Annotated in this window: 24 protein-coding genes and 1 pseudogene; 13 read left to right on the top strand and 12 right to left on the bottom strand. The window is 71.8% G+C overall.

Features of this window, described 5'->3' with window-relative positions; genetic code table 11:
- Positions 1 to 79 precede the first annotated feature (79 nt).
- The 4 genes from ACSHXN_RS07000 to ACSHXN_RS07015 all read left to right on the top strand — a co-directional run bounded on the left by ACSHXN_RS07000 (position 80) and on the right by ACSHXN_RS07015 (position 4773).
- Positions 80 to 1915: an ABC transporter ATP-binding protein gene (locus ACSHXN_RS07000; protein WP_356112710.1), complete on the top strand. Its 1836-nt coding sequence runs from the start codon at positions 80 to 82 to the stop codon at positions 1913 to 1915.
- Positions 1912 to 3732 (top strand): ABC transporter ATP-binding protein, encoded by a 1821-nt coding sequence (locus ACSHXN_RS07005; RefSeq protein ID WP_355135656.1) that lies wholly within the window; start codon positions 1912 to 1914, stop codon positions 3730 to 3732. Before ACSHXN_RS07000 ends, ACSHXN_RS07005 begins: the two co-directional genes overlap by 4 nt.
- Positions 3733 to 3993: 261 nt before the next feature.
- Entirely contained in the window at positions 3994 to 4464 is a 471-nt protein-coding gene (locus tag ACSHXN_RS07010) for a DUF5709 domain-containing protein (protein ID WP_059127606.1), read from the top strand.
- Between the two features lie 33 nt (positions 4465 to 4497).
- Positions 4498 to 4773 (top strand): type B 50S ribosomal protein L31, encoded by a 276-nt coding sequence (locus tag ACSHXN_RS07015; protein ID WP_355135658.1) that lies wholly within the window; start codon positions 4498 to 4500, stop codon positions 4771 to 4773.
- A gap of 18 nt (positions 4774 to 4791) precedes the next feature.
- Here ACSHXN_RS07015 and ACSHXN_RS07020 read toward each other — a convergent pair whose 3' ends face one another.
- The gene (locus tag ACSHXN_RS07020) at positions 4792 to 5586 is read right to left on the bottom strand and encodes a metal-dependent hydrolase (protein WP_355135660.1); all 795 of its coding nucleotides are present in this window, start codon (positions 5584 to 5586) and stop codon (positions 4792 to 4794) included.
- A 145-nt stretch (positions 5587 to 5731) separates the two neighbouring features.
- On the opposite strand from ACSHXN_RS07020, the gene ACSHXN_RS07025 reads away from it, so the two are divergent.
- Positions 5732 to 8245 carry a DEAD/DEAH box helicase gene (locus ACSHXN_RS07025; protein WP_438302809.1) on the top strand — a complete coding sequence of 838 codons (2514 nt, stop codon included), beginning with the start codon at positions 5732 to 5734 and terminating at the stop codon, positions 8243 to 8245.
- A 19-nt stretch (positions 8246 to 8264) separates the two neighbouring features.
- A pseudogene (locus ACSHXN_RS07030) lies at positions 8265 to 9136 on the top strand (acyl-CoA thioesterase).
- Positions 9137 to 9174: 38 nt separating this feature from the next.
- Here the strand turns inward: ACSHXN_RS07030 and ACSHXN_RS07035 are convergent.
- Complete coding sequence (locus ACSHXN_RS07035; RefSeq protein WP_355135666.1) at positions 9175 to 10110, bottom strand: DUF6397 family protein; 936 nt, start codon at positions 10108 to 10110, stop codon at positions 9175 to 9177.
- A gap of 274 nt (positions 10111 to 10384) precedes the next feature.
- Positions 10385 to 10792, bottom strand: a complete 408-nt coding sequence (locus ACSHXN_RS07040; protein ID WP_355135668.1) for a roadblock/LC7 domain-containing protein — start codon at positions 10790 to 10792, stop codon at positions 10385 to 10387.
- Between the two features lie 94 nt (positions 10793 to 10886).
- On the opposite strand from ACSHXN_RS07040, the gene ACSHXN_RS07045 reads away from it, so the two are divergent.
- Positions 10887 to 11315: a PPOX class F420-dependent oxidoreductase gene (locus ACSHXN_RS07045; RefSeq protein ID WP_355135670.1), complete on the top strand. Its 429-nt coding sequence runs from the start codon at positions 10887 to 10889 to the stop codon at positions 11313 to 11315.
- Between the two features lie 4 nt (positions 11316 to 11319).
- On the opposite strand, the gene ACSHXN_RS07050 is transcribed toward ACSHXN_RS07045, so the two are convergent.
- The 5 genes from ACSHXN_RS07050 to ACSHXN_RS07070 all read right to left on the bottom strand — a co-directional run bounded on the left by ACSHXN_RS07050 (position 11320) and on the right by ACSHXN_RS07070 (position 16316).
- Positions 11320 to 11925 (bottom strand): GTP-binding protein, encoded by a 606-nt coding sequence (locus tag ACSHXN_RS07050; protein WP_355135672.1) that lies wholly within the window; start codon positions 11923 to 11925, stop codon positions 11320 to 11322.
- A 185-nt stretch (positions 11926 to 12110) separates the two neighbouring features.
- Complete coding sequence (locus ACSHXN_RS07055) at positions 12111 to 12524, bottom strand: DUF742 domain-containing protein (RefSeq protein ID WP_355135674.1); 414 nt, start codon at positions 12522 to 12524, stop codon at positions 12111 to 12113.
- 19 nt (positions 12525 to 12543) lie between these two features.
- Complete coding sequence (locus ACSHXN_RS07060; RefSeq protein WP_355135676.1) at positions 12544 to 12981, bottom strand: roadblock/LC7 domain-containing protein; 438 nt, start codon at positions 12979 to 12981, stop codon at positions 12544 to 12546.
- On the bottom strand, positions 12978 to 15494 hold the full coding sequence (locus ACSHXN_RS07065) for a sensor histidine kinase (RefSeq protein WP_438302810.1): 2517 nt from the start codon (positions 15492 to 15494) through the stop codon (positions 12978 to 12980). The genes ACSHXN_RS07060 and ACSHXN_RS07065 overlap by 4 nt, the downstream gene beginning before the upstream one ends.
- Positions 15495 to 15542: 48 nt before the next feature.
- A complete protein-coding gene (locus ACSHXN_RS07070) occupies positions 15543 to 16316 on the bottom strand; it encodes an MHYT domain-containing protein (protein WP_355135680.1) in 774 nt (257 codons plus the stop codon).
- A 152-nt stretch (positions 16317 to 16468) separates the two neighbouring features.
- On the opposite strand from ACSHXN_RS07070, the gene ACSHXN_RS07075 reads away from it, so the two are divergent.
- Entirely contained in the window at positions 16469 to 17068 is a 600-nt protein-coding gene (locus ACSHXN_RS07075; RefSeq protein ID WP_355135682.1) for a class I SAM-dependent methyltransferase, read from the top strand.
- A gap of 216 nt (positions 17069 to 17284) precedes the next feature.
- Here ACSHXN_RS07075 and ACSHXN_RS07080 read toward each other — a convergent pair whose 3' ends face one another.
- Positions 17285 to 18190, bottom strand: a complete 906-nt coding sequence (locus ACSHXN_RS07080; protein WP_355135684.1) for an oxygenase MpaB family protein — start codon at positions 18188 to 18190, stop codon at positions 17285 to 17287.
- A gap of 97 nt (positions 18191 to 18287) precedes the next feature.
- Here ACSHXN_RS07080 and ACSHXN_RS07085 point away from each other — a divergent pair, with 97 nt between their 5' ends.
- From ACSHXN_RS07085 to ACSHXN_RS07095, 3 genes are all read left to right on the top strand, one after another.
- The gene (locus ACSHXN_RS07085; protein WP_438302811.1) at positions 18288 to 18584 is read left to right on the top strand and encodes a hypothetical protein; all 297 of its coding nucleotides are present in this window, start codon (positions 18288 to 18290) and stop codon (positions 18582 to 18584) included.
- A 132-nt stretch (positions 18585 to 18716) separates the two neighbouring features.
- Positions 18717 to 19559: a hypothetical protein gene (locus tag ACSHXN_RS07090; RefSeq protein WP_438302812.1), complete on the top strand. Its 843-nt coding sequence runs from the start codon at positions 18717 to 18719 to the stop codon at positions 19557 to 19559.
- 162 nt (positions 19560 to 19721) lie between these two features.
- Positions 19722 to 21098 carry a tannase/feruloyl esterase family alpha/beta hydrolase gene (locus ACSHXN_RS07095; RefSeq protein ID WP_438302813.1) on the top strand — a complete coding sequence of 459 codons (1377 nt, stop codon included), beginning with the start codon at positions 19722 to 19724 and terminating at the stop codon, positions 21096 to 21098.
- A gap of 4 nt (positions 21099 to 21102) precedes the next feature.
- Here the strand turns inward: ACSHXN_RS07095 and ACSHXN_RS07100 are convergent, their stop codons facing one another.
- The 3 genes from ACSHXN_RS07100 to xylA all read right to left on the bottom strand — a co-directional run bounded on the left by ACSHXN_RS07100 (position 21103) and on the right by xylA (position 23329).
- Positions 21103 to 21285 (bottom strand): hypothetical protein, encoded by a 183-nt coding sequence (locus ACSHXN_RS07100; protein ID WP_355135692.1) that lies wholly within the window; start codon positions 21283 to 21285, stop codon positions 21103 to 21105.
- Between the two features lie 182 nt (positions 21286 to 21467).
- Positions 21468 to 22031, bottom strand: coding sequence for a hypothetical protein (locus ACSHXN_RS07105; RefSeq protein ID WP_438302814.1), 564 nt, complete (start codon positions 22029 to 22031; stop codon positions 21468 to 21470).
- 131 nt (positions 22032 to 22162) lie between these two features.
- Positions 22163 to 23329, bottom strand: coding sequence for a xylose isomerase (xylA, locus tag ACSHXN_RS07110; RefSeq protein ID WP_355135694.1), 1167 nt, complete (start codon positions 23327 to 23329; stop codon positions 22163 to 22165).
- Between the two features lie 196 nt (positions 23330 to 23525).
- Between xylA and xylB the strand changes: the two genes are divergently transcribed.
- Positions 23526 to 24971, top strand: a complete 1446-nt coding sequence (xylB, locus tag ACSHXN_RS07115; RefSeq protein WP_355802891.1) for a xylulokinase — start codon at positions 23526 to 23528, stop codon at positions 24969 to 24971.
- A 17-nt stretch (positions 24972 to 24988) separates the two neighbouring features.
- A complete protein-coding gene (locus tag ACSHXN_RS07120; RefSeq protein ID WP_438302815.1) occupies positions 24989 to 26197 on the top strand; it encodes an ROK family protein in 1209 nt (402 codons plus the stop codon).
- Positions 26198 to 26250 lie beyond the last annotated feature (53 nt).

A 26250-nucleotide genomic window follows, 5' to 3' on the forward strand; every position in this document is an offset into this window, starting at 1 on the left:
GGACGCACGCAGGCGCTCCACCCGGGGGCGGCCGCGCGCCACGACCCCGTCCATCACTGACACGAGCCACTGGGACGTCATGCAGATCCAAGACCTTCCGTATCCCGACCCGGGGGTGCCGGACGCGCGCTCCGGGCCCCGGTTCCTGTGGTGGCTCGGCCGCAGTCAACTGGGGGGCCAACTCAAGTCCCTCGCCTGGGGGCTGCTGCACTTCCTGTCCGTCTGCGGGCTGCCCTTCTGCGTCGGTTTCGCGGTCCAGGCCGTCGTCGAACGATCGGGGACTCGCCTCGCCCAGACGGGCGGACTGCTCCTGTTGTGCGGGCTCGGCATCGCGCTGGGCGACGCCATGCTGCACCGCACCGCCGTCACCAACTGGATCACCGCGGCCGCCCGGGTCCAGCAGCTTCTGGCGCGCCGAACGGCGTTGCTCGGCTCGGCCCTGACGCGCCGGGTCGCGGCCGGCGAGGTGGTCGCGGTGTCCACCGGCGACGTGGAGAAGATCGGCTGGTTCGTGGAGGCCGTCTCGCGCTTCAGTGCGGCCGCGCTCACCGTGGTGGCGGTCTGCGTGGGCCTGCTCGTGTACCAGCCCGCCCTCGGCGTGATCGTCGCGGTGGGCGTGCCCGTGCTGGCCCTCGCGGTGCTGCCGCTGCTGCCGCGGGCGACCCGGCGGGCCGACACCCAGCGCGAGAAGGCGGGCCGCGCCACGGAACTGGCGTCGGACACCGTCGCGGGCCTGAGGGTGCTGCGCGGCATCGGTGGCGAGGAGCTGTTCCTCGACCGCTATCGCAGGGCCTCGCAGGAAGTCCGTACCGCGGCGGTGCGCAGTGCCCGGATGTGGTCGGTGATCTCGGCGCTCCAGGTGCTGATGCCGGGGTTGCTGATGATCGCCGTGGTCTGGCGCGGTGTGCAGCTGGCCCACGAGGGCCGGATCGCCGTCGGCGAGCTGGTCACCGTCTACAGCGCCGTCATGCTGCTCACCTATCCGCTGCAGCACTTCCAGGAGATCGCCATGGCGTACTCCTTCTCACGGCCCTCCGCCCGTCGCGCGGCCAGGGTGCTGTCACTGGAGCGCGCGACGGACTCCCGCGGGTCCCGCGAGGCCACCGTGCCGACCGGAGACCTCTACGACCCCACGACCGGGCTCCTGGTGCCCGCGGGACTGTTCACCGCGGTGGTCTGCGGTGACCCGGACGCGGCAGGTGTGCTCGCCGAGCGGCTGGGCGGGCACCCGGCGGAGGAGGGGACGTCGGTGCTCCTGGGCGGCATCCCTCTGGACGAGCTTCCGCTCCACTCGGCGCGGACGGCCGTCCTCGTCCAGGACAAGGACCCGGTGCTGCTGTCCGGTTCGCTGCGTGAGCTCCTCGACGTGCCAGCCTCCGGCGCGGTCGGTGCCGAGGCCGCGCTCGCCGCCGCGCAGTGCGGCGACGTACTCGACGCGCTCACTCAGGGGTCACCGGCGGCCGACGACCCGATGGACGCCCGGATCACCGAGCGCGGCCGGTCCCTGTCGGGCGGCCAGCGCCAGCGGCTCGCCCTGGCACGGTCACTGATCACCGATCCGCAGGTACTCGTCCTGGACGAGCCGACCTCCGCGGTCGACTCACACACCGAGGCCCGGATCGCCGAAGGCCTCCGGACGCTGCGGGCCAACCGTACGACGGTTGTCTTCACCTCGTCGCCGCTGGTCCTGGATCGCGCGGATCGCGTCGTGCTGGTGCACGAGGGCCGGGTCGCGGCGGTGGGCCCGCACCGCGAGCTGGTGCAGGACGACCCCCGTTACCGCGCCGTCGTGACCCGCGAGACCGAAGAGGAGTCCGCCGCCCCGGACGGCGCACCCACCGCCGACGGACCGGCCGACGACGGGCTCACCGAGCGAGTACTGGCGGAACTGGAAGAGATCGAGGAGACCGCATGATCGGCGTGGCGCCACCGGTGTACGACCCGGCGGCCCCGACGGTGGCGAACACACTGCCCGTCGGCGCCCCGACGACCGTCCGCGCCTACGTGGCCGAACTGTTCCGCCGGCACCGCCGGGCCTTCCTGCTGCTCGTCGCGGTGAACACGGTCTCCGTCGTCGCCTCCATGGCGGGTCCGTACCTGCTGGGCGGCCTCGTGGAGCATGTGTCGGACGACGCCCGGGAGCTCCACCTGGAGCGCACCGCCGCACTCTTCGTCCTCGCCCTGGTCGTCCAGGCCGTGTTCGTGCGGCTGGTCCGCCTGAACGGCGCCGTGCTCGGCGAACGCATGCTCGCCGATCTGCGGGAGGACTTCCTCGTACGCTCGGTGGGGCTGCCCCCGGGCGTACTGGAACGGGCCGGGACGGGAGACCTCCTCTCCCGGATCACCACCGACGTCGACCGGCTCGCCAACGCGATGCGCGAGGCCGTACCGCAGCTGGCGATCGGCCTGGTGTGGGCGCTGCTGCTGCTCGGCGGCCTGACCGTCACGGCTCCGCCGCTCGCCGCGACCGTGCTGCTCGCGCTGCCGCTGCTGGTGATCGGCTGCCGCTGGTACTTCCGACGTGCCCCCTCGGCCTACCGCTCCGAGGCCGCCGGTTACGCGGCCGTGGCCGCCGTCCTCGCCGAGACGGTGGACGCGGGACGCACCGTAGAGGCGCACCGCCTCGGCGAACGTCGTATCGCTCTCTCCGACCGGCGGATCAAGGAATGGACCGCCTGGGAGCGCTACACGCTGTGGCTGCGCTCGGTGCTCTTCCCCGTCGTGAGCATCACGCATGTCACGATCCTCGCCTCCGTGCTGCTGATCGGCGGGGTGTTCGTCCTGCACGGCTGGATCGGTGTCGGCCAGCTGACGACGGGCGCGCTGATCGCGCAGATGCTCGTCGACCCGGTGGGCCTGATCCTTCGCTGGTACGACGAGCTGCAGGTCGCCCAGGTGTCACTGGCCCGGCTGGTCGGGGTCCGCGACATCGAGCCGGAGGCCGGCGACACCTCGCTCGCGCCCGAGGGACGTGACGTCGAGGCCGACGCGGTGCGCTTCGGCTACCGTGCCGGAGTCGACGTGCTGCATCGGGTCTCCCTCGAGGTGGCGCCCGGTACGCGGCTCGCCCTGGTCGGGCCGTCCGGTGCGGGCAAGTCCACGCTGGGCCGGTTGCTCGCCGGGATCTACGCGCCCCGGGACGGCCGGATCACCCTCGGGGGTGCGGAACTGTCCCGCATGCCCGCCGAGCGAGTGCGCTCACACGTCGCCCTGGTCAACCAGGAGCACCACGTCTTCGTCGGTTCCCTGCGCGACAACCTGCTGCTGGCCCTCCCCCACGCCCGGCACGGGTCGAGCGGGGAGGCGAGCGCGGCGGACGCCGCCGACGCGCAGTTGTGGTCGGCGCTGGCGGCGGTCGACGCGGACGGCTGGGCACGTGCCCTGGACGACGGCCTGGACACCGAGGTGGGCTCCGGCGGTCTGGCGCTGACCCCGGCCCAGGCACAGCAGATCGCGCTGGCCCGGCTGGTGCTCGCCGACCCGCACACGCTGGTGCTCGACGAGGCGACCTCCCTGCTCGATCCCCGCGCGGCCCGCCATCTGGAGCGCTCACTGGCCCGCGTCCTGGACGGGCGCACGGTCGTCGCCATCGCCCACCGCCTGCACACCGCGCACGACGCCGACGTGATCGCCGTGGTCGAGAACGGGCGGATCAGCGAGCTGGGCAGCCACGACGAGCTGGTCGCGGCGGACGGTGCGTACGCGGCGCTGTGGCGGTCCTGGCACGGCTGACAAGGCTCACGAGCGGGCCGCCGGCTTCCGCAGCCGGCGGCCCGTCCCGGAGCGTGTCGCGCCGCCCCCGCGTACCCGTGCCGAGCTGCGACCACGGTTGCCGTTGCGCAGTGACGTCGCGGAGTGGAAGGCTGGAAGTGGCAACGGCGCGGGGGACGTGCCGCGGCCACCCGCTTCGGAAGGGCACGGCCCGTGCACGGTGCTACCCGTGTCCGCCGTGACGCGGCGGTGCCCGGCTCCGTCCCATATCTGGAGGTTCCCGTGGACAGCACCGACGGTTGGGGAGACGACGTCTACCAGCCCGACGGATCCGAGGTGCAGGACGACGCGGGGCTGCTCGACTCCGAGGACACCCTGCTCGCCGACGGGGTCGGCGACCCTCTCGACCGGGGCTGGTCGCCGCCGGAGCGGCCCTGGGCCGTGGATCACGTGGGCGTGACCGCGTCCGAGGGGCACCGTGGGGAAACCCTGGACGAGCGACTCTCGGAGGAACTCCCGGACATCGCGATCCCCGACGGCGACGGCATCGGAGACTGGATGGACGGCGACGGGGAACCTCTCGACAGCGAGGTCGGCGACGTCCGCTCGGGTCGCCTCGTCGCCCCCGGTGAGGGGGCGCACGAGGACGAGGAGAGCGGTCTGATCGCGAGCGACGTCGGCATCGACGGTGCGGCGGCGTCGGCCGAGGAGGCAGCCGTGCACATCGTCGACGAGGACACCTCGTTCAGCTGACACCGCCGGTCCCCGCCACCCAGGGAGCAGCCCATGCAGCAGGACAAGCACCCCGACTACCACCCCGTCGTCTTCCGTGACCGCGCCGCCGGATACGCCTTCCTCACGCGTTCCACCGCGAGCAGCGACGAGACCATCGAATGGGACGACGGACAGACCTATCCGGTCGTGGACGTCGAGATCTCGTCCGAGAGCCATCCCTTCTACACGGGCAAGGCGCGGACCGTGGACACGGAGGGCCGCGTCGCCCGGTTCGAGCGCCGATACGGCGGCGCGGAGCAGCAGGGCGGCCGGGCGGCGGACCGGTAGTCCGCCGCCCGGCCCCGGTCAGATGACGTTGAGGGCCGCCGCGCAGCCCACCCCGCCGAGCACCATGAAGACCGGCATCAGCACCTTCAGCTCGACCCAGCTGCCGGCGCGGAACCGCATCACCTTCGGCGGGCCCAGGGGGTACCAGCGCTTGCGGCCCACGGGTATGGGCCACAGGATGGGGCAGCCCGAGACCGTCAGCGCGTCACCGATGTCGTGCACCAGGGCACCCAGGACGATCGGCATGCCGAGCCACAGATACTGCTGGCCCGGCTCCGCGAACAGCCAGTCTGAGCCATTGCCCGGCTTGTCGAGTACGCCCGCGAGGATCCAGGCGCTCGTCGCCGCCAGCAGCCACACCAGGACATCGCTGCTCGAACCGCGCGCCGCCCGCCAGAGCAGCCCCTCGATGGCCAGCACCATGTGCACGAAGAGGATGGCCAGCACCGCCCAGCGGCCGCCCGTGATGGCGAGGACCGAGGTGCCGGCACCGAGCAGCACCGCCCACAGCCAGGTGTGCGTCAAGGTGCGGTGACCGCCGGACCTGCGCGGGTCCCCCGCCTTCCGGGTCCCCTTGTAGACGGCATACGACAGCTTGTCGACGATCTCGCACACCCAGCGTGAGATGGGCCCGAAGGACCGCGAGATGGTGGCCGCCTTGTGGTCCAGATCCGGAGCCAGTGCGGCACCCGCGCAGATCAGGGCCCCGACCAGGAGCACCGGCCAGGGCATCGGGTGGCCCGCCGCGGCGGCCGCGGCCCCGACCCCGAGCCAGGCCGCGGCCCCCGACAGTGAGTGTGCTGGTCCCATCATGGCCGCTTCCCGCCCCATTCTTCTTTTCGCGCTGCCCAGTTGCCCGTGTGCGCTGACGCCACGTAGGCGCCACAGCGTAGCGTTCGTGATCTTCCAACCGGCATCTGATTCCCCCATCCGCCGCCCGGGCAGGCAAGATGGGGGCGTGACCCTCATCGATCAGCTCCCGCAGACCGCAGACCCCGACGCTCTCTACGAAGCCTTCGAGGCGTGGGCCGGGGAGCGCGGTCTCACCCTCTATCCCCACCAGGAGGAGGCACTGATCGAGGCGGTCTCGGGAGCGAACGTGATCGTTTCCACGCCCACCGGCTCCGGCAAGAGCATGATCGCCGCCGGTGCGCACTTCGCCGCTCTCGCCCGGGACGAGGTCACCTTCTACACCGCGCCGATCAAGGCGCTGGTTTCGGAGAAGTTCTTCGAGCTGTGCAAGCTCTTCGGCACGGAGAACGTCGGCATGCTCACCGGCGACGCCTCCGTCAACGCGGACGCCCCTGTGATCTGCTGCACAGCCGAGGTCCTCGCGTCCATCGCGTTGCGCGACGGCAGACAGGCCGACGTCGGCCAGGTCGTGATGGACGAGTTCCATTTCTACGCCGAGGGCGACCGCGGCTGGGCGTGGCAGATCCCGATCCTGGAGCTGCCGCAGGCGCAGTTCATCCTGATGTCGGCGACCCTCGGCGACGTCTCCATGTTCGAGAAGGACCTGACCCGCCGCACCGGGCGGCCGACCGCCGTGGTGCGCTCCGCGACCCGTCCCGTGCCGCTCTCGTACGAGTACCGGCTGGCCCCCCTCACCGAGACGCTCACCGACCTCCTGGACAGCCGGCAGGCCCCGGTCTACATCGTCCACTTCACGCAGGCGCAGGCCGTGGAACGGGCCCAGGCGCTGATGAGCATCAACATGTGCTCGCGCGAGGAGAAGGACGAGATCGCCGCGCTGATCGGCAACTTCCGCTTCACCACCAAGTTCGGCCGCAATCTCTCCCGTTATGTACGGCACGGCATCGGCGTCCATCACGCCGGCATGCTGCCCAAGTACCGCCGCCTGGTGGAGAAGCTGGCCCAGGCCGGCCTGCTGAAGGTCATCTGCGGCACGGACACCCTCGGCGTCGGCGTCAACGTCCCCATCCGCACTGTGCTGTTCACGGCCCTGACCAAGTACGACGGAAGCCGGGTCCGCACCCTGCGCGCCCGTGAGTTCCACCAGATCGCCGGACGCGCCGGGCGCGCGGGCTTCGACACGGCGGGCCTGGTAGTGGCGCAGGCACCGGAGCACGTCATCGAGAACGAGAAGGCGCTCGCCAAGGCCGGCGACGATCCGAAGAAGCGCCGCAAGGTGGTGCGCAAGAAGGCACCGGAGGGCTTCGTCGGCTGGACGGAGAACACCTTCGAGAAACTGATCGCCGCCGAGCCCGAGCCGCTCACCTCCCGCTTCCGGGTCACCCACACCATGCTTCTGTCGGTGATCGCCCGGCCGGGCAATGCCTTCGAGGCCATGCGCCATCTGCTGGAGGACAACCACGAGCCGCGCAAGCAGCAGCTGCGGCACATCCGGCGGGCGATCGCGATCTACCGCTCGCTGCTGGACGGCGGCATCGTCGAAAAGCTCGACCGGCCGGACGCCACCGGTCGTATCGTGCGCCTCACCGTCGACCTCCAGCAGGACTTCGCGCTCAACCAGCCGCTGTCCACATTCGCGCTGGCCGCCTTCGAGCTCCTCGACCCGGAGTCCCCGTCCTACGCGCTCGACATGGTCTCGGTCGTCGAGTCCACGCTCGACGACCCGCGGCAGATCCTGGTCGCCCAGCAGAACAAGGCGCGCGGTGAGGCCGTGGCGGCGATGAAGGCGGACGGTGTCGAGTACGAGGAGCGCATGGAGCGGCTCCAGGACGTGACCTACCCCAAGCCGCTCGAGGAACTGCTCTTCCACGCGTACAACACCTACCGCAAGAGCCACCCGTGGGTCGGCGACCATCCGCTGTCGCCGAAGTCGGTCATCCGCGACATGTACGAACGGGCGATGTCCTTCACCGAGTTCGTCTCCTTCTACGAGCTCGCCCGTACCGAGGGGATCGTGCTGCGCTATCTGGCCGGCGCCTACAAGGCCCTCGAACACACCGTCCCCGACGACCTGAAGTCGGACGATCTGGAGGACCTGATCGCCTGGCTCGGTGAGATGGTGCGCCAGGTGGACTCCAGCCTGCTCGACGAGTGGGAGCAGCTGGCCAACCCCGAGGAACTGACGGCCGAGCAGGCCCAGGAGAAGGCGGACGAGGTCAAGCCCGTCACCACGAACGCCCGGGCCTTCCGCGTCCTGGTCCGCAACGCCATGTTCCGCCGGGTGGAGCTCGCCGCCCTCGACCAGGTCGAGGAACTCGGGGAGATGGACGCCGATTCCGGCTGGGACGCCGAGGCGTGGGGCGCGGCCATGGACAAGTATTGGGACGAGTACGACGAGCTCGGCACCGGCCCCGACGCCCGCGGCCCCAAGCTGCTGATGATCGAGCAGGAGCCGGAGCACGGGCTGTGGCGTGTCCGGCAGGCCTTCGCCGATCCGAACGGCGATCACGACTGGGGTATCAGCGCCGAGATCGATCTCGCGGCATCCGATGCGGAGGGCCGCGCCGTCGTCCGGGTCACCGACGTCGGTCAGCTGTGAGCACAGGAGAAACCGATTCATGACGAACCCGGCCGAGAGGCTCGTCGACCTGCTCGACCTGGAGCAGATCGAGGTCAACATCTTCCGTGGCCGCAGCCCCCAGGAGTCCCTGCAGCGGGTCTTCGGCGGCCAGGTGGCCGGCCAGGCCCTGGTCGCGGCCGGCCGTACCACCGACGGCGAACGGCCGGTGCACTCGCTGCACGCGTACTTCCTGCGCCCGGGCATCCCGGGCGTTCCCATCGTGTACCAGGTCGAGCGGGTGCGGGACGGCAGGTCGTTCACCACCCGTCGGGTCACCGCCGTACAGCGGGGCCGCACGATCTTCAATCTGACCGCTTCCTTCCACATGCCTGAAGAGGGGGGCTTCGAACACCAGCTGCCGCCGGCCCGGGAGGTGCCGGGTCCGGATCGCTGCCGACGGTGGCCCAGGAGGTGGAGAAGCACCTGGGCACCCTGCCCGAGACGCTGGAGCGGATGGCGCGGCGTCAGCCTTTCGACATCCGCTATGTGGACCGGCTGCGCTGGACCACCGAGGAGATCAAGGACGCGGAGCCGCGCAGCGCCGTTTGGATGCGCGCGGTGAGCCCGCTCGGGGACGATCCGCTCGTGCACACCTGCGCGCTCACCTACGCGAGCGACATGACCCTTCTCGACGCCGTCCGGATTCCCGTCGAACCGCTGTGGGGGCCACGGGGCTTCGACATGGCGTCGCTGGACCACGCCATGTGGTTCCACCGGCCGTTCCGCGCGGACGAGTGGTTCCTGTACGACCAGGAGTCCCCGATCGCGGTGGGTGGTCGCGGCCTTGCCCGGGGCCGCATCTACGACATCGAGGGTCGGCTGCTCGTCTCGGTCGTCCAGGAGGGCCTGTTCCGCCGACTCGAGCGATGACGCCGGGCGTGCGGGGGCCCCGGCCCGGGTCCGCCCGGTCAGGAGCTCCCGCGGCGCAGCCAGCCGAACATGCCGCGTGAGGAGGTCGGATCCGCCCGCACGGGTGGATCCTGGCAGGCGTTCACGCCCCCGGGCGGACCGGCCGGCGGCTCGGGCGGCGCACCCGGCGCGGGGCGGTACCTGCGGGCCTCGACGACCGCCTGCGCCAGGTCTGCCCGGAGCCAGCCGATCTCGTCGTCATCGTCCGCGGTCGTGATCCGCGCGGCGATCCGCGCCGCGGGCGAGTCGGGCGATGCCGGTACGGCCTGCGTGGGCCGGAGCCGGTACAGCTCGGCGCGCTCGTACGGATCGCGGACGGTCTCTTCCACCCGCGCCGGGTCGAGGTGGGAGGCCACCACTGCGGCCTTCGCCCAGAGGTCGTCCGTCTCACGCAATCGGAATCCGAGGTGGCGCCCCCGCCAGTTGCGGGCCCGTAGATCCAGGCCCCCGTCCAGTTGGTCGCGCAAACCTTGCGGCGTGCGGCCGCCGAGCAGTGGCGCGTTCGCCTCGCCGGTGGCGAACTGCCGCAACTCCTCGGCCAGATAGAGCCAGACCACGGCCTGGTAGCGGTTGACATACCACTTTACGGGCACGATCAGGCCGAGCCGGGCGAAGCGTGTGAACCTGGCGGCTGACACACCCATCAGGGCGGCTCCGTCACGTGTGCCCATCACCTGGACCCGCTTCCGGAGCGAATCCGGGAAGTCCTCCTCGCCGCGCACCCGGTCCAGCTCCGCCCGGGTGACGCGGCGGCCCCCTGTCTCACCGGAAACGGTCCGCACGTAGCCCAGCTGTACGGCAAGCTCGAACTCGCCGCGCCTGAGATCCAGTTCGCGCGCGGCGCCGCTCAGGGCCAGCGATGTGCGCCGGGACCTGGCGCCCGGAGCAGTGCGGGTGGCTTCGGCAACGGTGGACGTGATCGTGTTTCCGGACATGGCGGCTCTCCCCCGTGGAGTCCCTGGCGAGCGCCCTGTGCGTCCGCCTGGGAAAAACCGTAGCCGGATCGCCGAATTCCGTTTTCTGCCTGTGGATAACTCGGCGCGTCACCCTTCCTCGCAGGCCCGAGGGACCGTCCGCGGTGCACGTCCGATGCCGCGTCGAAGATCCGCGAAGAGTTTTGGTCCTGCCCCGGGGGTCCGCCGTGGGCGCGCGTCCGTGGGAGACCACGAACGCGCGTGCAGACCACCCCGTCAGGCTTCCGTGGACGGCTCACCGATCGGCGGACGGCGCGCGTTCCCGTGACTCCACGGCGAGGTGGTCCCCGACCCGGTTCACGAGGAGCGTCAACTCGTAGGCGATCTGGCCGATATCGGCCTCGGCGGCGCTGAGCACGCACAGGCAGCTGCCCGGGCCCGCGGCGGTGACGAACAGGATCGCATCATCGAATTCGATCATGGTCTGCCGGACCTGGCCCGCACCGAAGTGGCGGCCGGAGCCCTTGGCCAGGCTGTGCAGACCGGACGAGACCGCGGCCAGGTGCTCGGCGTCCTCGCGCCGCAACCCTGTGCTCGTTCCGGTCACCAGTCCGTCGTTGGACAGCAGCAGCGCATGCCGTATGTGCTCCACGCGCTCGGTCAGATCGTCCAGGAGCCAGCCGAGCTCCGCGTTCTGCCCCATTTTCCTCTCTCCCCGTGAAGTCGCTCCCCCTCGCCGGAGGATCCGGTCAGCCAGCCTTCACCACAGCCGCCTTCGCGGCAAGCAGGATGGAGGCATGGCACAGAAGATGACCGACGAGGAATGGCGGGCCTTCGTCTCGGAAGGCACCCGCACCGGGAAACTCTCCACGGTCCGGGCGGACGGAAGTCCGCACGTGGCACCGATCTGGTTCCTGCTCGATGGCGACGACCTGGTCTTCAACACCGGGAAGGAGACGGTGAAAGGGCGGAATCTGGCCAGGGACGGCCGCGTCGCGCTGTGCGTGGACGACGACCGGCCGCCGTACGCGTTCGTCGTGCTGCAGGGACGCGCGCGGCTGTCGGAGGACCTGGACGAGCTGCGGCACTGGGCGGCCCGGATCGGCGCCCGGTACATGGGTGAGGATCGGGCCGAGGAGTTCGGCGCCCGCAACGGCGTCCCGGGGGAACTCCTCGTGCGGGTCCGCATCGAGAAGGCGCTGGCCCACTCCGCCGTGTCCGAGTAGCACGTCAGCCGACGGAGTCCAGCAGCCGGGCGGTGTGCATCCGCCCGGCGTACTCCACCAGCCGGATCAGCACCTCCTTCCCGGAGTCCCGGTCCCGGGCGTCGCACAGCACGACCGGAGTGCCCCGGTCGAGATCGAGGGCGCGCGACACGTCGTGGGCACCGTAGGTGCGGGCACCCGCGAAGCAGTTGACCGCCACCACGAACGGGATGTGCCGGTGCTCGAAGTAGTCCACCGCGGGGAAGCAGTCCTCGAGCCGCCGGGTGTCCGCGAGGACCACGGCGCCGAGGGCACCCTGGGACAGTTCGTCCCACAGGAACCAGAAGCGGTCCTGGCCCGGCGTGCCGAAGAGGTACAGCGAGAGCCCGGACCGGATGGTGATCCGCCCGAAGTCCATGGCGACCGTCGTCGTGACCTTCTGGTCCACTCCGTCGATGTCGTCGACGGACTGGCCGGCTTCGCTCAGCAGCTCCTCCGTGCGCAAGGGCCTGATCTCGCTGACCGCGCCCACCAAGGTCGTCTTGCCCACGCCGAATCCGCCGGCGACCAGTATCTTCAACGCCAGGGCGGTCATCTCGTCCTCGGCGGCGTCGGAGTGCTCGGAGACCATCGATCACTTCTCTCGGGAGTGCCGGCAACGGTCGATGTCAGTACATCCGTGAAGGAGTCAGCATCATGACAACTGCGGCCCGCCCGCGAGGCCTTGGACCGGTATTTGACCGATCCGGCCACTTGTCGCCCATTCGGTTCCCGAATCGGCGCACATCGCGGCGCGGGGTGGTTCCGGTGCGCCGCCTAAAGGGCCCTCAACCCCTCGATGACCTCGCGCAGAATCCGTTCGTCGGGCAGTTGGGCCGGCGGTACGGGGCGCGAGACCGTGACACAACCGAGCTCCAGCAGATCCCCGAGCAGCACACGCACGACGCCCACCGGCAGGTCGGCGTCCGCGGCCAGCTCGGCGACGGACTGCGTCTCGATGCGGCACAGATCGATGAGGGAACGGTGCTCCGGGCCCAGTGAGGCGTCGTCGACCCCGTCCAGCGCCCCGATGTCGAGGGAGACGAGGGCGATGAGGTCGAAGCGCACCCCGCTGGGTCCCGGTGCGGTACGCCCGCCCGTCATCGCATAGGGACGGACGAGCGGTCCCGCCTCGTTGTCGTACCACTGGCTGGCCGGCCCGTTCGGCGCGCCCGTCCGGTCGTCGCTCATCTGCGACCGCCCGCGGCCGTCATCCGGCGGCGGGCGGCCCGGCGGACGCCCTGGGCGGGGTGTAGAGGTGCTCGCCGACACGCTTCACCAAGCGTGCCATCTCGTACGCCACCAGACCGATGTCCGCCGTGACGGCGGTGAGAACGGCCAGACAGGATCCGTCGCCCGCGGCCGCCACGAAGAGGAAGCCGTCGTCCATCTCGACCATCGTCTGGCGGACTCCGCCGGCACCGAAGTGCCGGCCCGCGCCCTTGGCGAGGCTGTGGAAACCGGAGGCGACGGCGGCGAGGTGCTCGGCGTCCTCACGGCTGAGATCGGAGGAGGCGCCCACCGCCAGTCCGTCGTTCGACAGCACCACGGCGTGTCGCACTTCCTTGACGCGCACCACCAAGTCGTCCAGCAACCAGTCGAGTTCGCCCGACCGCTGGGCGGCTCTCATACCGGGGTCCTGGATCATGCAGGGTCTCCTTCGCTGCTGTCGCCGGCGTGTCCTGCCGCCCGCCCGGCCGCGCGGCCGCCGCCACGCACCCAGCCTTCGCGATAGGCCGCCATGCGGTCCCGTACCAGTTCGGGTGTGCGCTCGTCGTCGCGCACCGGGCTCCGGGGGCCCGTGGTCGGTTCCTGCGTGCTCTGCTTGCGCAGCTGGGGGGCGAGGCTTGCCTGCCGTACACGTCGCGGCAGGTCCTCGGCGCTCTCCGAGTCGTCATCGCTGCGGTGCAGCCTCAGCGTGGTGACCCCGGGTGGCGCCTTGTCCGGTGGGGCTCCGGCGGACGCCCGCCTGCCGGCCGGGGCAGAGCCCGCCAGTGCGGGCCGCTCCTCGGCCTGTTCCACCGGCTCGTTGCGCACGACGGCGGCCACGGGCGCGTGCTCCTCGTGCCGCTCGGCTTCGGCCGGCCGGGCGGGACGGTCCTCCGTCCCGTGGTGCAGCAGCGCGGTCGGCAGCAGGACGACGGCGGTGGTGCCTCCGTAGGGCGAGGTCTGCAGATGTACCTTGATCCCGTGCCGGGCGGCGAGCCGGCTGACCACGAAGAGACCGAGCCGGTCGCTGTCGAACAGGTCGAGCGCCTCGGACTGCTCGATACGCCGGTTGGCCTTGGTCAGGGTCTCCCTGCCCATGCCGAGCCCCCGGTCCTCGACCTCGATGGCATAGCCGTTGCCGACGGGTTCCCCGCTGACGCGCACGCGCGTGTGGGGAGGCGAGAACTGGGCGGCGTTCTCGATGATCTCGGCGAGCAGATGCGTGAGGTCCGCCACCGCGGAGCCGGTCACCGAGGCTTCGGGGAGCCGTCGTACCTCCACGCGCGCGTAGTCCTCGACTTCGGAGACGGCGGCTCGTACGACGTTGGTCAGCGAGACGGGCATGCGCCAGGCACGGCCGGGTGCGGCTCCGGAGAGGATGATCAGGCTCTCGGCATGGCGCCGCATGCGTGTGGTGAGGTGGTCGAGCCGGAAGAGGTCGCTCAGCTCGCTCGGGTCCTCGGAGCGGCGCTCCATGCTGTCGAGCAGGCTGAGCTGGCGATGCACCAGGACCTGGCTGCGCCGGGCCAGGTTGACGAACACGCCGGAGATTCCGCTGGCGAGCTCCGCGCGTTCGGCCGCGGCGCGCAGGGCCGCGCGGTGCACGGTGCCCAGCGCCTCGGCGACCTGCCCCGTCTCGTCCTCGGCGGACGGTCCCGGCGGCGCCTCCGCGTCGACGTCGATCTCCTCCCCGGCACGCAACTTGCGCATGGCCTCGGGCAGTTTGCGGCGCGCGATCTCCAGGGCGCCGTTGCGCAGGCTGACCAGTTCGACGACGAGTCCGCGTCCGATCCTGACGGAGATGACGAGCGAGGCGGCGACGGCGACGAGACCCAGCAGGACGGCGGCACCGGCGGGGGTGAGCACACCGCGGGTGAACGGGTCCGCCCGGTCCGCCACTCCTCGGCCCGCCTCCGTCTCGATGGCCCGCATGCCGCCCTGCACGCGCGTGTGCGCCGGGGTCCAGGTGGCCGCGGGCGCCGCGTCGGCGGCCTGGGCACCGGGCTTCCCTGCCAGCACCTTGTCCTCGACCGCGCCGAGGTCCGTGTATGCGTCGCTCCCGGCGATCCGCTGCCAGGCGGCCTGTTCCGAACCGCGCAGGTCGGCCACGGCGGAGTCGGTCAGCGTCCGCCGGGTGTCCACGGCGCCGGTGAACAACCTCAGACGTTCGCCGTCGAGAGTGCCCGCGAGGCGGGCGGTCGTGAGCACGGCGTCCTCCTGGGCGAGCGACTCGCCCGCGCGGGAGAACTCGAGCAGTACGCGCGCGTCGGAGCCGAGGTCGGCGTCCTGGACGTCGGTGAGCGCGCCGCCCACCGCGAAGGCCGTGGCGATGGTCCTGGTGTACTGCCCGTATGTCTCGTCCCAGCCGACGCGATGGGCGAGAAGGTCGTCCCGCAGGGAGCGCAGCGCTTCGGCGCCGGTGACGAAGGTCTCGAGCCTGCCGGGGAGTCCTGAGGGCAGATCGGCACCGTCGGCCACCGTGTTGCGGTCGCCCAGCCGCAGCTTGGCCACCGCACGGTCGGTGCGGCCGGCCAGGGTCTTCAGGTCGTCCGGACGCTCGGCGGCAGGGTCGGTCGCATAACGCACGGCGGCCACCCGTTCGGCCTGGATCGCGGCGACGGCGTCGGCGAGTGGAGCGCGGACCATGGAATCCACACGTTGGAGCCGGCGCAGCCCGGCGATGTCCTGGGCCGTGGTGACGGTGGCGTAGGCCCACAGGGCGAGCAGGGAGATCACGGGCACCATCAGCAGACAGACGATCTTCGCCCGGACGGTACGGGGGCGGATGTGCCGGCGTCCCGCCCGCACGGGCGGATCGGACTCCGGGCCCCCGTGCTCGTCGGTCTCGTGGCGCTCGTCGGCCGGCGGGCCGGCGTGCGCCCGGCGGCCGCGCACCGGAGGTGCGGGGGACGGTCCGGCACCCGCCGTGCGGGCCCTACGGGATGTTCGCATGAACTCCTCGCTCGGAAAGTGTCGGGAACGGGTCGTCCGGGCCTGCGGTCAGCGGGCCGCGCTCTCGACGGGGCGCTGGGCCGACGCGGAAGCCGCGCGCTCCCCGGCTGTCGGCGACAGGGCGACGAACGCCGAGGTGAGGAAGAGATAGGACCCGAGGCCGACGGCGAGGGGGAAGATGAACTGCATCGCCGTGGCCCCGGGAAGGGACGCGCCGGACGGAGTGACATGAACGCTCACTGCGAACATTCCGGTGTAGTGCATGCTGCTGACCGCCGCGCCCATGACGAGCGAGGCGACGGTGACCGCGACGGGCGACTTGATGTTCAGTCCGGCCCACAGGGCCACCGTCGCCGCGACAACGGCGATCAGCACGGAAACCCCCACCATCAGCGGGTCGTAGTGCACCGTTCCGTGCAGCCGCAGCGCCGCCATGCCGAGGTAGTGCATGCTGGCGACGCCGAGGCCGGTGGTGAGCCCGCCCAGGACGAGGGCCCGGGCCCGATCACGGCTGTAGCCGACGGCGAAGACGCCGGCACCGACGACGACCATGGCCACCAGCAGGCTGAGGATGGTCAGCGGCACGTCGTAGCGGATCTCGGTACCGGTGGCGGCAAAACCGAGCATGGCCACGAAGTGCATGGTCCAGATGCCCGTGCCGATCGCCGAGGCCGCGGTGAGGAGCCAGTTGCGACGCGACCTGCCGGTGGCGCTGAGCGCGCGGACCGTACAGCGCAGCCCGAGGGCGGCGCCTATGCACGCCATCACGTATGACAGCAAGGGTGTCAGCCAGCCGAATGCGGCGTGGTCCATGTGTCCCATGGCCACGGGACGCTAGTCGGAGCGCGAGCGCGCAGAGGGGGCGCATTTCGAAAGGTGCTGCAATCTGACACAGTCGGGCCCTGGAACGATCGCATCACGCTCGAACATGTGCACTGCGGCACCGTTCGTGGAGGTGAGGAATCATGCGGAACATGAGCGACGACCACACGCACGTCCAGGAGTTCTTCGGCGCACGTGCCGCCGACTGGGATGCGCGATTCCCCGACGACGGTCCGGCGTACGCCGCGGCGGTCGACGGTCTCGGACTGCGCTCGGGTGACCGTGTGCTCGACGCGGGCTGCGGTACGGGCCGGGCCCTCACGCCGCTGCGTGCCGCCGTGGGAGCCTCGGGGATCGTCCTCGGCGCCGATCTGACCCCGCCGATGCTGGAGGCCGCCGTACGGGCCGGACGGGACCGCGACGGCCTGCTGCTGCTCGCCGACGTGGCCGCGCTCCCTGTCCGGACGGGGTCCCTGGACGCGGTGTTCGCGGCCGGTCTGATCGCCCACCTGCCGCGTCCCGCCGAGAATCTGCGGGAGCTGGCCCGGGTGGTGCGGCCCGGCGGTCTTCTCGCGCTGTTCCATCCCATCGGGCGAGCGGCGCTCGCGGCCCGCCAAGGCCGGCAGATCACCCCCGGCGATCTGCGCGCCCGGGCGAACCTCGGCCCCCTGCTGGCCGGTTCGGGCTGGCGGATGACGTCGTACGTCGACGAGGACTCCCGTTTCCTCGCCGTGGCCGTCCGCGCGGGCTGAGCCGCTGCCGGAAAGCCACCTCGGACACGAGCACGTCCGGGTCACCGGACATGACGTCGAACCCGGCACACACACCGCGCACACGTGCAGGTCTCCGGGCCCTCGCGGCCGCCCGGGCCGCCGTTCGGTCGGCCGGACGCCTCTCCGGTGCGCACCGCTCACCATCGCGCAGGCCACCGCCCAAGCCGTTCGCCCCGGCGACGGCCGACGTTCGGCTCACTCGGGCGGGAGGCCCGCCGCACCGCCCGTCCGCCGGATCGGACATCCCTGGACACCGGGCACGGGACGGGTCCCCAGAGCGGCGACACGGAAGCCGTTCGGGTAGCCCTTGATCTCGGGGTTCTGCCGTACGAAGTGGGGAGCACGCCGCGGAGGCATGAGGCGTACGAGACGGCCGCGGGCCCGGACAGCCCGGCGCACCGACGCGCGCGTGGCAGCGCTCGGCGGCTCGTAGCGGAAGGCTTCGAGGAGCGAGTCGTCGAGCAGGGCGAGCGTCGCCAGGCGGACCAGGGGAGCCAGCGCGCGCGGGTACCAGGAGGCCATCAGGTCCAGGGTCGCGTCGGAGACACGCCGGGCTCCCGCGTCCGTCCCGAAGTGGGCCTCCTCGTAGGCGTCGAGGAAGGTCTCGAACTCCTCGTAGGTCTTCGGGATGTCCTTGATGCCCATGTGCCGCCCGAGGGTGCGGTAGTACACGACGGATGCGACCGTCTCGTGCCGGGAGAGCCTGCGCCATCCGTAGGCGTCGATCCATCGCTTCGGCATCACCACGAAGGTGCAGAGCACGTACCGCATGTCGTCGTCGGCGATGTCGTAGCTGTGGTGCATCTGGTTGATGCGCCGGATCGCGGTGCGTCCCTCATCGCCGTCGAAGCCGTGCTCCACGACGGCGCCGAGCAGCAGCGCGGTGTCGTCGTAGCGCTTCTGGGTCCGTTCGGTGAGCTCACCGGTCTCGGCGAGCAGACGACCGATGCGGGGGACGGCGTAGGTGCGGTAGAGGGCCAGTTCCAGGGCACGGGCGTAGTCCCAGGGGAACTCGTGGGCGGTGCTGAGCCGGTAGATCTCCAGGGCGTCCTTCTCAGGGTCCAGACGCCTGATCCGTTCGAGTCGATCGAATCGCTTCACGGTCCCGTCCCCCTTCTGCCATCGAGGCTTCAACCATAGGTTGAGAGCAGCAGATGCACGTCGAAGAAGGCAACCGTGAGGGGGAAGGTGGCCCGGCATGTTCGACAGGATCCGCACATCGGTCGGCAGACTCGTCAAGTCCCTGCGCCTGGCGGAGCCCGCAGGCGGCGAGAAGCGCACGCACAACCTCTTCGAGGCGGCCGCCGAGTACGTCGCGGCGTGCGCCGAGGACGACCGGGACCGGATGGACGAGGTCTCGACCTGGGTCTCTCCGGAGGCACTGTCGTTCGGCGTGAGCGAGCTTGCCTGCCGCGGGGTCATCGCCCTTGCGCGGGAGCGCGACGAGTCGCCGCGGGCGGTCGCGCGCACACTTCTCGGTCTGCCCACCGCCTAGTGCGGAGTTTCCTCCGGTCGATTCGCCCGGTCCGGCCTGACACGTGCGGCTCTTCGTGGAATTCGCACTCGTGACAAGTGGCGCGCGGGCGCATTAAGGTGCGCCGACGGACGAAAGCTTGGGGAGGATGGCATGGCCGGGACGGACGAGGACGCCGTCGCCGCCGAGGACGACGCGCTGTATGTGCTGACGGCGATTCTGTTGACGCCCGCGCAGTTCCCGAGCGTGCTGGGCGACGACTTTCCGGAGGCCTGCGCGGCTCTCGACCTGCCACCCGTCGCTGACGGATACGGGCTCGTGCTCGGCCAGGACGGCGATGGGGCGCGCTGGACGGTGGTGGTCGACGACGTGTCGCTTGTGGCCGTGGCCATCGCGTCCTGGGACTGCGGCATGGAGTACGACCTGTCGCCCGACGAGCGGTCGGTCGTGGCCGCTCTGCCGGGCTGGCCGCTGGCCGTGGCCGTCGCGGCGCCCAACGTGCCCGCACCCCACGACCCCGGTCCCGAACTCGTCGACCGCAGGCCGCTCGCGCCGCCGGACACCGAAGCCTGGGGGCCCGCACAACGGCGGCTGGGCGCGGACGACATCGCACTGCGGTGGGCCGTCTGGCGCGAGCAACTCGACGACGCCGCCTTCGCACCCGCAGACGGCGGGACGAAGGCCGAGAAGGGAGTCGAGCCGGCCGAGGGCACGGGCGAGAGCAGGCTCAGCACCGGCGTCCGCCGCGTCCTCGCCGAGGCACACGCATACGTGGACGCTCCTCCGCCGCCCGGACGTGTGCGTTCCTCGTTCGCCTCGGGAGACGCGCGCATCCTCCGCGCCGACGGGCCCGGCTGGTCCATGATCGCCCGGACCGACGACATCGCGTTCGTCCTCCTGGACGAGGAACCCGGCGAGGTGGTCCCGGTGGGCCGGGGCCCGGAGCTGCCGAGCCTGCTGGACGCGCTCGACAAGATGGCGGTACGTCCGCTCTGAGACGTCCGGCGCGTCGGGATGGATCAGACGGCGGGCCGCCGGGGCGCGTTGTGAGCCCCCATAGGGGCGTCCACGTCCCTGTGGCCCGCACCCATGGTCGGCGGACTCCCGCGGACGCAGCATGGCAGCCCCGTGCTCCCGTCGCGTCCCGGAGGCCCCGTCATGCGCCTGTCCCGAAGTGTTCTGCTGTTCGCCGCCGCCCTGCTGGCCTCGACCCTCGGCGGCCCTGCGTCGGCCGTCGGCGGTGATCCCTGCGGCCGGCAGGAGAAGGTGCGGGTACCGGGCGCCGCGTTCCAGCAGAGCGCCTGCCTCGAGGACATGACGACGGCCGCTCTTGCGGGGACCCCGTACACGGACATGGCGGATCAGGCAGGGCTGACGGCCAAGGACACGCGCAACCCGTCCGGCGTGCCGGGGCTGCAGATCGACGGCTTCTTCCCGGACGACTCGCACACCAACACGACGCACGGCTGGAACCACGACGCCCAGTTCGTGATCAGGCTGCCCGACCACTGGAACGGCGGCCTCGTCGTCACCGGGGCGCCCGGAACGCGCCGGCAGTACGCGACCGACACGGCGATCTCGGACCGGGTCCTCGCCCAGGGATATGTGTACGCGGCCACGGACAAGGGCAACAGCGGGGCGGACTTCTACCGGGACGGAACCCGCCCCGGCGACGCGGTCGCCGAGTGGAACCGGCGCACGACCCAGCTCACGCTCGCCGCCAAGCGGGTCGTCGCCGCACACTACGGACGCGCACCCCGGCGGACGTACATGACCGGGATCTCCAACGGCGGCTATCTGACACGCTGGCAACTGGAGCACCGGCCCGAGCTGTACGACGGCGGCGTGGACTGGGAGGGCGCCCTGTGGACGGCCGAGGGCCCGAGTCTCCTGACGTCGCTTCCGGTGACCGTGGCCCGGGCGCTCGGCTCGGCCCGGGACGAGGACCTCTATGCGGCAGGGTTCGCCCCGGGATCGGAATTCCTGTGGGCGTACCACGAGAAGGCCTACTGGGGTCTGACGCAGAAGATCTATCGCGCCGAGTTCGACCCGTCGTACGACACCGCCTGCCCCGGCGCGTCCGCGGGATCGTCGGTGGAGGAGATACTCGCCCCCTGCCCCTCGGACGCGGCGTACGAATACGCGGCCCGGCCGGCGTCCGTGCACCGGGCGGTGGCCCGTGTCGCCCTCACGGGACGGATCGGCAAACCGCTGATCACACTGCACGGCGATCTGGACGCCCTGCTGCCCAAGGCCACGGACTCGGACGTCTACGACCGCATGGTGGCCCGTAGCGGACGCGGCGCACTGCACCGCTACTACACCGTCGAGGGCGGCACCCACGTCGACGGCCTCTACGACACGTATCCCGACCGGCTGCGGCCCGTCCTGCCCTGCTACCGGGCCGCCTTCGACGCGCTCACCGCCTGGGTGGACCGGGGCGTGCGGCCGCCCGCGGACCGTACCGTCGGCAGGCCCGCGAACGGCGACGTGGTCGGCTCCTGCGCCCTGACGGACGCCCCGGCCGGCCGCTGAGGGGTCAGCGGCCGATCTCCTTGCGTGCGACACGGCGCAGCCTGCGCCGCTGGGAGGGGTCCAGGGTGAGGTACGCCGCCGCGGGGACCCCCACCACGATCAGAAGGACCGCCCACCAGGGCAGCCAGATCCACAGGACGAGCCCGGCCAGCACCGCCCCCGTGGCGATCTTCGTGTTTCTCGACATGTGTCGCCTCCTTCGCGGCCGAAGCCGCTCGCGGGCCTCGGCGGCACCGCTCTCTGTTCTGAGAACGGCCACGTGCTCCGGCCGGTTCCGGACCGCGACCCTGAGAGAACCCTGAGCCGCGGACCCTGAGACGCGCGCGTGGCGCCCGCCGGCGAGGGACGGCCGGTGGGTCCTGCCGCGGATCAGGAAGCAGGGGTGGCGAAGAGTGATTCGAGGTCGCTCGGGAGGCCACTCGGCAGTGCGCTGGGGAACCCGGACGGCAGCTTCGTCGGCAGACTCGAAGGAAGCCCGGAAGGCAATTCGGAGGGCAGCTCGGTAGGCAGTCCGGACGGGATGCCGAGGGAGGGGGCGGACGAGCCGCTCGGGTTGCTCCCGGCGGGCGGTTCATGCTTCGGGGACCCTCCACCGCGGTTCACCACCAGGACCACGGCGACGATCCCCAGCGCCACGATCACGGCGACAGCGAGGAAGAGCACACCGCGGCGCGGACCGGGCGTACCGGGCGGCCCCTGTGGCGGCTCGGGGGGCAGGCCGCCCCCGCCGTCCGGCGACCGGTGGCCACCGCCCGGAGGCGGACCGTAGCCGCCGGAAGCGGGACTTCCGTAAGGCGCGCCCTGGTCGTGGGTGGGCGGGCCGTAACCGCCGGAGACGGGGCCGTGGCCCTCTCCGGGCGGCGGGCCGAATCCACCGTGATCCGCGGGCGGCGTGTCTCCTGGTGGCTTGGGTGGCATGGGCGGGATGGCCATACCGCCACGGTCGCCCCGGACGGGCCCGTGGCGCGACCCCCGCACCGCGGTTGATACGGAGTCATGTCGTGGATCGCATGATTCCGGAGCATTGCGCGCGGAGGTCGCCCGCGGGCGGGATTCGGCAGCGATCAGCCTCGTGCGCCCAGCAGATGGTCCATGGCCAGCTGGTCGAGGCGCTCGAAGGCCATGCCGCGCGCGGCGGCCGCCTCCACGTCGAACTCCTCGAAGGCACCGCGGTCCGCGAGCAGCGCCTCGAGGCCGTCCGCGGCGGTCGGCTGCGCGAGCTGGTCCAGACGCGAGGCGCGCAGGGCCTCCTGGACCTCGGGGTCCGCGCGGAAGGCCGCGGAACGCTCCTTCAGGATGAGGTAGTTGCGCATGCAGCCCGCGGCCGAGGCCCAGACGCCGTCGAGGTCCTCGGTCCGCGGCGGCTTGAAGTCGAAGTGACGCGGGCCGCTGTAGCCGGCGCTCTCCAGGAGGTCCACCAGCCAGAAGGCGGACCGCAGATCGCCCGCGCCGAAACGCAGGTCCTGGTCGTACTTGATCCCCGACTGGCCGTTGAGGTCGATGTGGAAGAGCTTGTCCGCCCACAGGGCCTGGGCGATGCCGTGCGGGAAGTTGAGGCCGGCCATCTGCTCGTGGCCCACCTCGGGGTTGACTCCGTAGAGCTCGGGGCGCTCCAGGCGCTCGATGAACGCGAGGGCGTGGCCGACCGTGGGCAGCAGGATGTCGCCGCGCGGCTCGTTCGGCTTGGGCTCGATGGCGAAGCGCAGGTCGTAGCCCTGGGAGGTGACGTACTCGCCGAGGAGGTCGAAGGCCTCCTTCATGCGGTCGAGGGCGGCGCGCACGTCCTTGGCCGCGCCGGACTCGGCGCCTTCCCGGCCGCCCCAGGCGACATAGGTCTTCGCGCCGAGCTCCGCCGCCAGGTCGATGTTGCGGATGGTCTTGCGCAGCGCGTAACGACGGACGTCCCGGTCGTTCGCGGTGAAGGCCCCGTCCTTGAACACGGGGTGCGTGAACAGGTTGGTCGTGGCCATCGGCACGGTCATCCCGGCCGCGTCGAGGGCCTGCCGGAAGCGCTTGATGTGCGACTCGCGCTCGCTGTCCGAGGATCCGAAGGGGATCAGGTCGTCGTCGTGGAAGGTGACTCCGTAGGCCCCGAGCTCGGCGAGGCGCTGAACCGACTCCACCGGGTCAAGGGCACGCCTGGTGGCGTCGCCGAAGGGGTCCCGTCCCTGCCAGCCGACGGTCCACAGGCCGAAGGTGAACCTGTCCTCGGGGGTGGGCTGGTAGCTCATGCCACGGCTCCTTGTTCGCTGAAGACTATTTCGTCATGGCGCTTAACAAATTAGTATGCCAAGGCATCTCTGGGAAGAGACGATGTGTCCCCGTACAAGGACTTCGTACGGTGACGATGTGTGCACACAGGGCCGCACGGGCCCGCGACACGCCCTCACAGGCCAGATCCCGCCAGCCGCGGAAGAGGAGAGCCCGATGTCAGCAGCCGAGGGTCCGCTCGTCGTCGGGGTGGACTCGTCCACCCAGTCCACCAAGGCCCTGGTCGTCGACGCATCGACCGGACAGGTGGTGGCGAGCGGTCAGGCACCGCACACCGTCTCGACGGGCGCGAGCCGCGAGAGCGATCCGCGCCAGTGGTGGGACGCCCTGTGCGAGGCACTGGACCAGTGCGGCGAGGCGGCCCGCGAGGCGGCCGCGGTCTCCATCGGCGGCCAGCAGCACGGGCTGGTCACCCTGGACGCGCACGGCGACCCGGTACGCCCGGCCCTGCTGTGGAACGACGTGCAGTCGGCGCCCCAGGCCCGCCGGCTCGTGGAGGAACTGGGCGGCCCGAAGGCATGGGCCGACCGCACGGGCAGCGTTCCCGGCGCGTCCTTCACGGTCACCAAGTGGGCATGGCTCGCGGAGAACGAACCGGAGGCCGTCCGGGCGACCGCGGCCGTTCGCCTGCCCCACGACTACCTCACCGAACGTCTCACGGGGCAGGGCACGACCGACCGCGGCGACGCCTCCGGCACCGGCTGGTGGGCGTCCGCGACGGAGTCGTACGACGAGGAGATCCTCGCGCACGTGGGACTCGACCCCGCACTGCTGCCCCGGGTGGTGCGCCCCGGCGAGGTCGCCGGCACGGTGCGCGACGCCCATGACCTGCCCTTCTCCAAGGGCACCCTGGTCGCGCCCGGAACGGGCGACAACGCGGCCGCCGCCCTTGGCCTCGGCCTGCGCCCCGGCACCCCGGTGCTGAGCCTCGGCACCTCCGGCACGGTGTACGCGGTCTCGAAGCGACGCCCCACCGACCCGACCGGCACCGTGGCGGGCTTCGCGGACGCGCACGGTGACTGGCTGCCGCTGGCCTGCACTCTGAACTGCACCCTCGCCGTCGACCGGATCGCCGCGCTGCTGGGCCGGGACCGCGAGGCCGTCGAACCGGGCACCGGCGTGACACTGCTCCCCTTCCTCGACGGCGAGCGCACCCCGAATCTCCCGCACGCCACGGGACTGCTGCACGGCCTGCGGCACGACACCACGCCCGGCCAGCTGCTGCAGGCGGCGTACGACGGGGCGGTGCACTCGCTGTTGGGCGCCCTCGACCTCGTGCTCGACGAGGACGCCGACCGCACGGTTCCGTTGCTGCTGATCGGTGGCGGCGCCCGCGGCAGGGCATGGCAGGAGACGGTGCGCCGGCTCTCCGGGCGTCCCGTCCAGGTGCCGGAGGCCAGGGAACTCGTCGCGCTGGGCGCCGCCGCGCAGGCGGCCGGACTGCTGACGGGCGAGGACCCGGCCGCCGTCGCCCGGCGCTGGGACACGGCCCGCGGCCCGGTGCTGGAAGCCGTGCAGCGGGACGAGGCGGCCCTGGCCAGGATCGCCGGGGTACTCTCCGACGCGGCACCGCTGCTGGAGCGCGAGCCGGACCGGCACTGACGGGATCCGAGGGAGGCATGACCGCACCGCTGCACGAAGCCCATCCGTCCAGCCCCGGCCGCCGGCTGCCGGACACCCAGCAAGGTATGCGCCGCCGCAATCTGGCACGGGTCATGCACACCGTGAGCGCCGAGGGTCCGCTGTCGCGTGCCGCGGTCGCCTCGCGGATCGGCCTGACCCGGGCGGCCGTCTCGACACTGGTCGACGAGCTGATCCGTACGGGCCTGCTGGAGGAACTGGGGCCGGAGCGCCCGGGCCGGGTCGGGCGACCCGGTTCCGCCCTGACCGTCAGCGGTCGTGGTCCCGCCGGTATCGGTGCCGAGATCGGCGTCGACCACCTCGCGGTGTGCGCGGTCGATCTGCGCGGCGCCGTACGGGCGCGGGCGGTTCGGCACGGCACGAACCGCGGCCGCCCACCGCAGCCGGTGCTCGGCGAACTGACCGCGCTCGTGGGTCGGGTCGTGGCGGAGGCGGAGCGGGAAGGGCTGTGGCCCGCCGGGCTCGCCGTCGCGGTGCCCGGCCTGGTCGCGCGCGATGCCCGGACCGTGGTCCGGGCCCCCAACCTCGACTGGCACGATCTCGACCTCGGGCCCCTGCTGCCCGACCGGCTGCCGCTGACCGTCGACAACGAGGCCAACTTCGGCTCGCTCGCGGAACTGTGGCTCGGCGAAGCCACCCCTCGTGACTTCCTGCACGTCTCGGCGGAGATCGGTATCGGTGGGGCGGTGGTCGTGGACGGGCGGCTGCTGCGCGGTACGCACGGTTTCGCGGGCGAACTGGGACATGTGCCCGTGCGTCCCGACGGACCGGAGTGCGCGTGCGGCGGGCACGGCTGCCTGGAGCAGTACGCCGGTGAGGAGGCGGTCCTGCGCGCGGCCGGACTGCCACCGGGTCAGGACCGTGTCGGGCTGCTGGCCGAACGGGCCGCGCAGGGCGACACGGAGGTGCGCGGTGCCCTGCGCGAGGCGGGCACCGCGCTCGGTATCGCGCTGACCGGAGCCGTCAACCTGCTGGACCCGCAGGCGGTCGTGGTCGGCGGGGCCCTGGCCGCCCTGGCACCCTGGCTTCTGCCGTCCCTGGAACGGGAGCTGGCACGGCGGACGGCGGGCCGGGGCTGCGCGGTGGCGGTGTCGCGTCTGGGGCCCGAGGGGCCACTGCTCGGCGCCGCGCACTCGGTCGTGCGCGCGGTGCTGGACGACCCGGCGGCCGTCGCGGAACGCATGTAACGGGCCGGCCGTCGGAGAACGGGTGTGGCGGGCGGCCCGCGGCTGCGGAGCCG

The sequence above is a fragment of the Streptomyces sp. HUAS TT11 genome (assembly GCF_051553595.1).
In the GTDB taxonomy this organism is placed as follows: Bacteria; Actinomycetota; Actinomycetes; order Streptomycetales; family Streptomycetaceae; genus Streptomyces.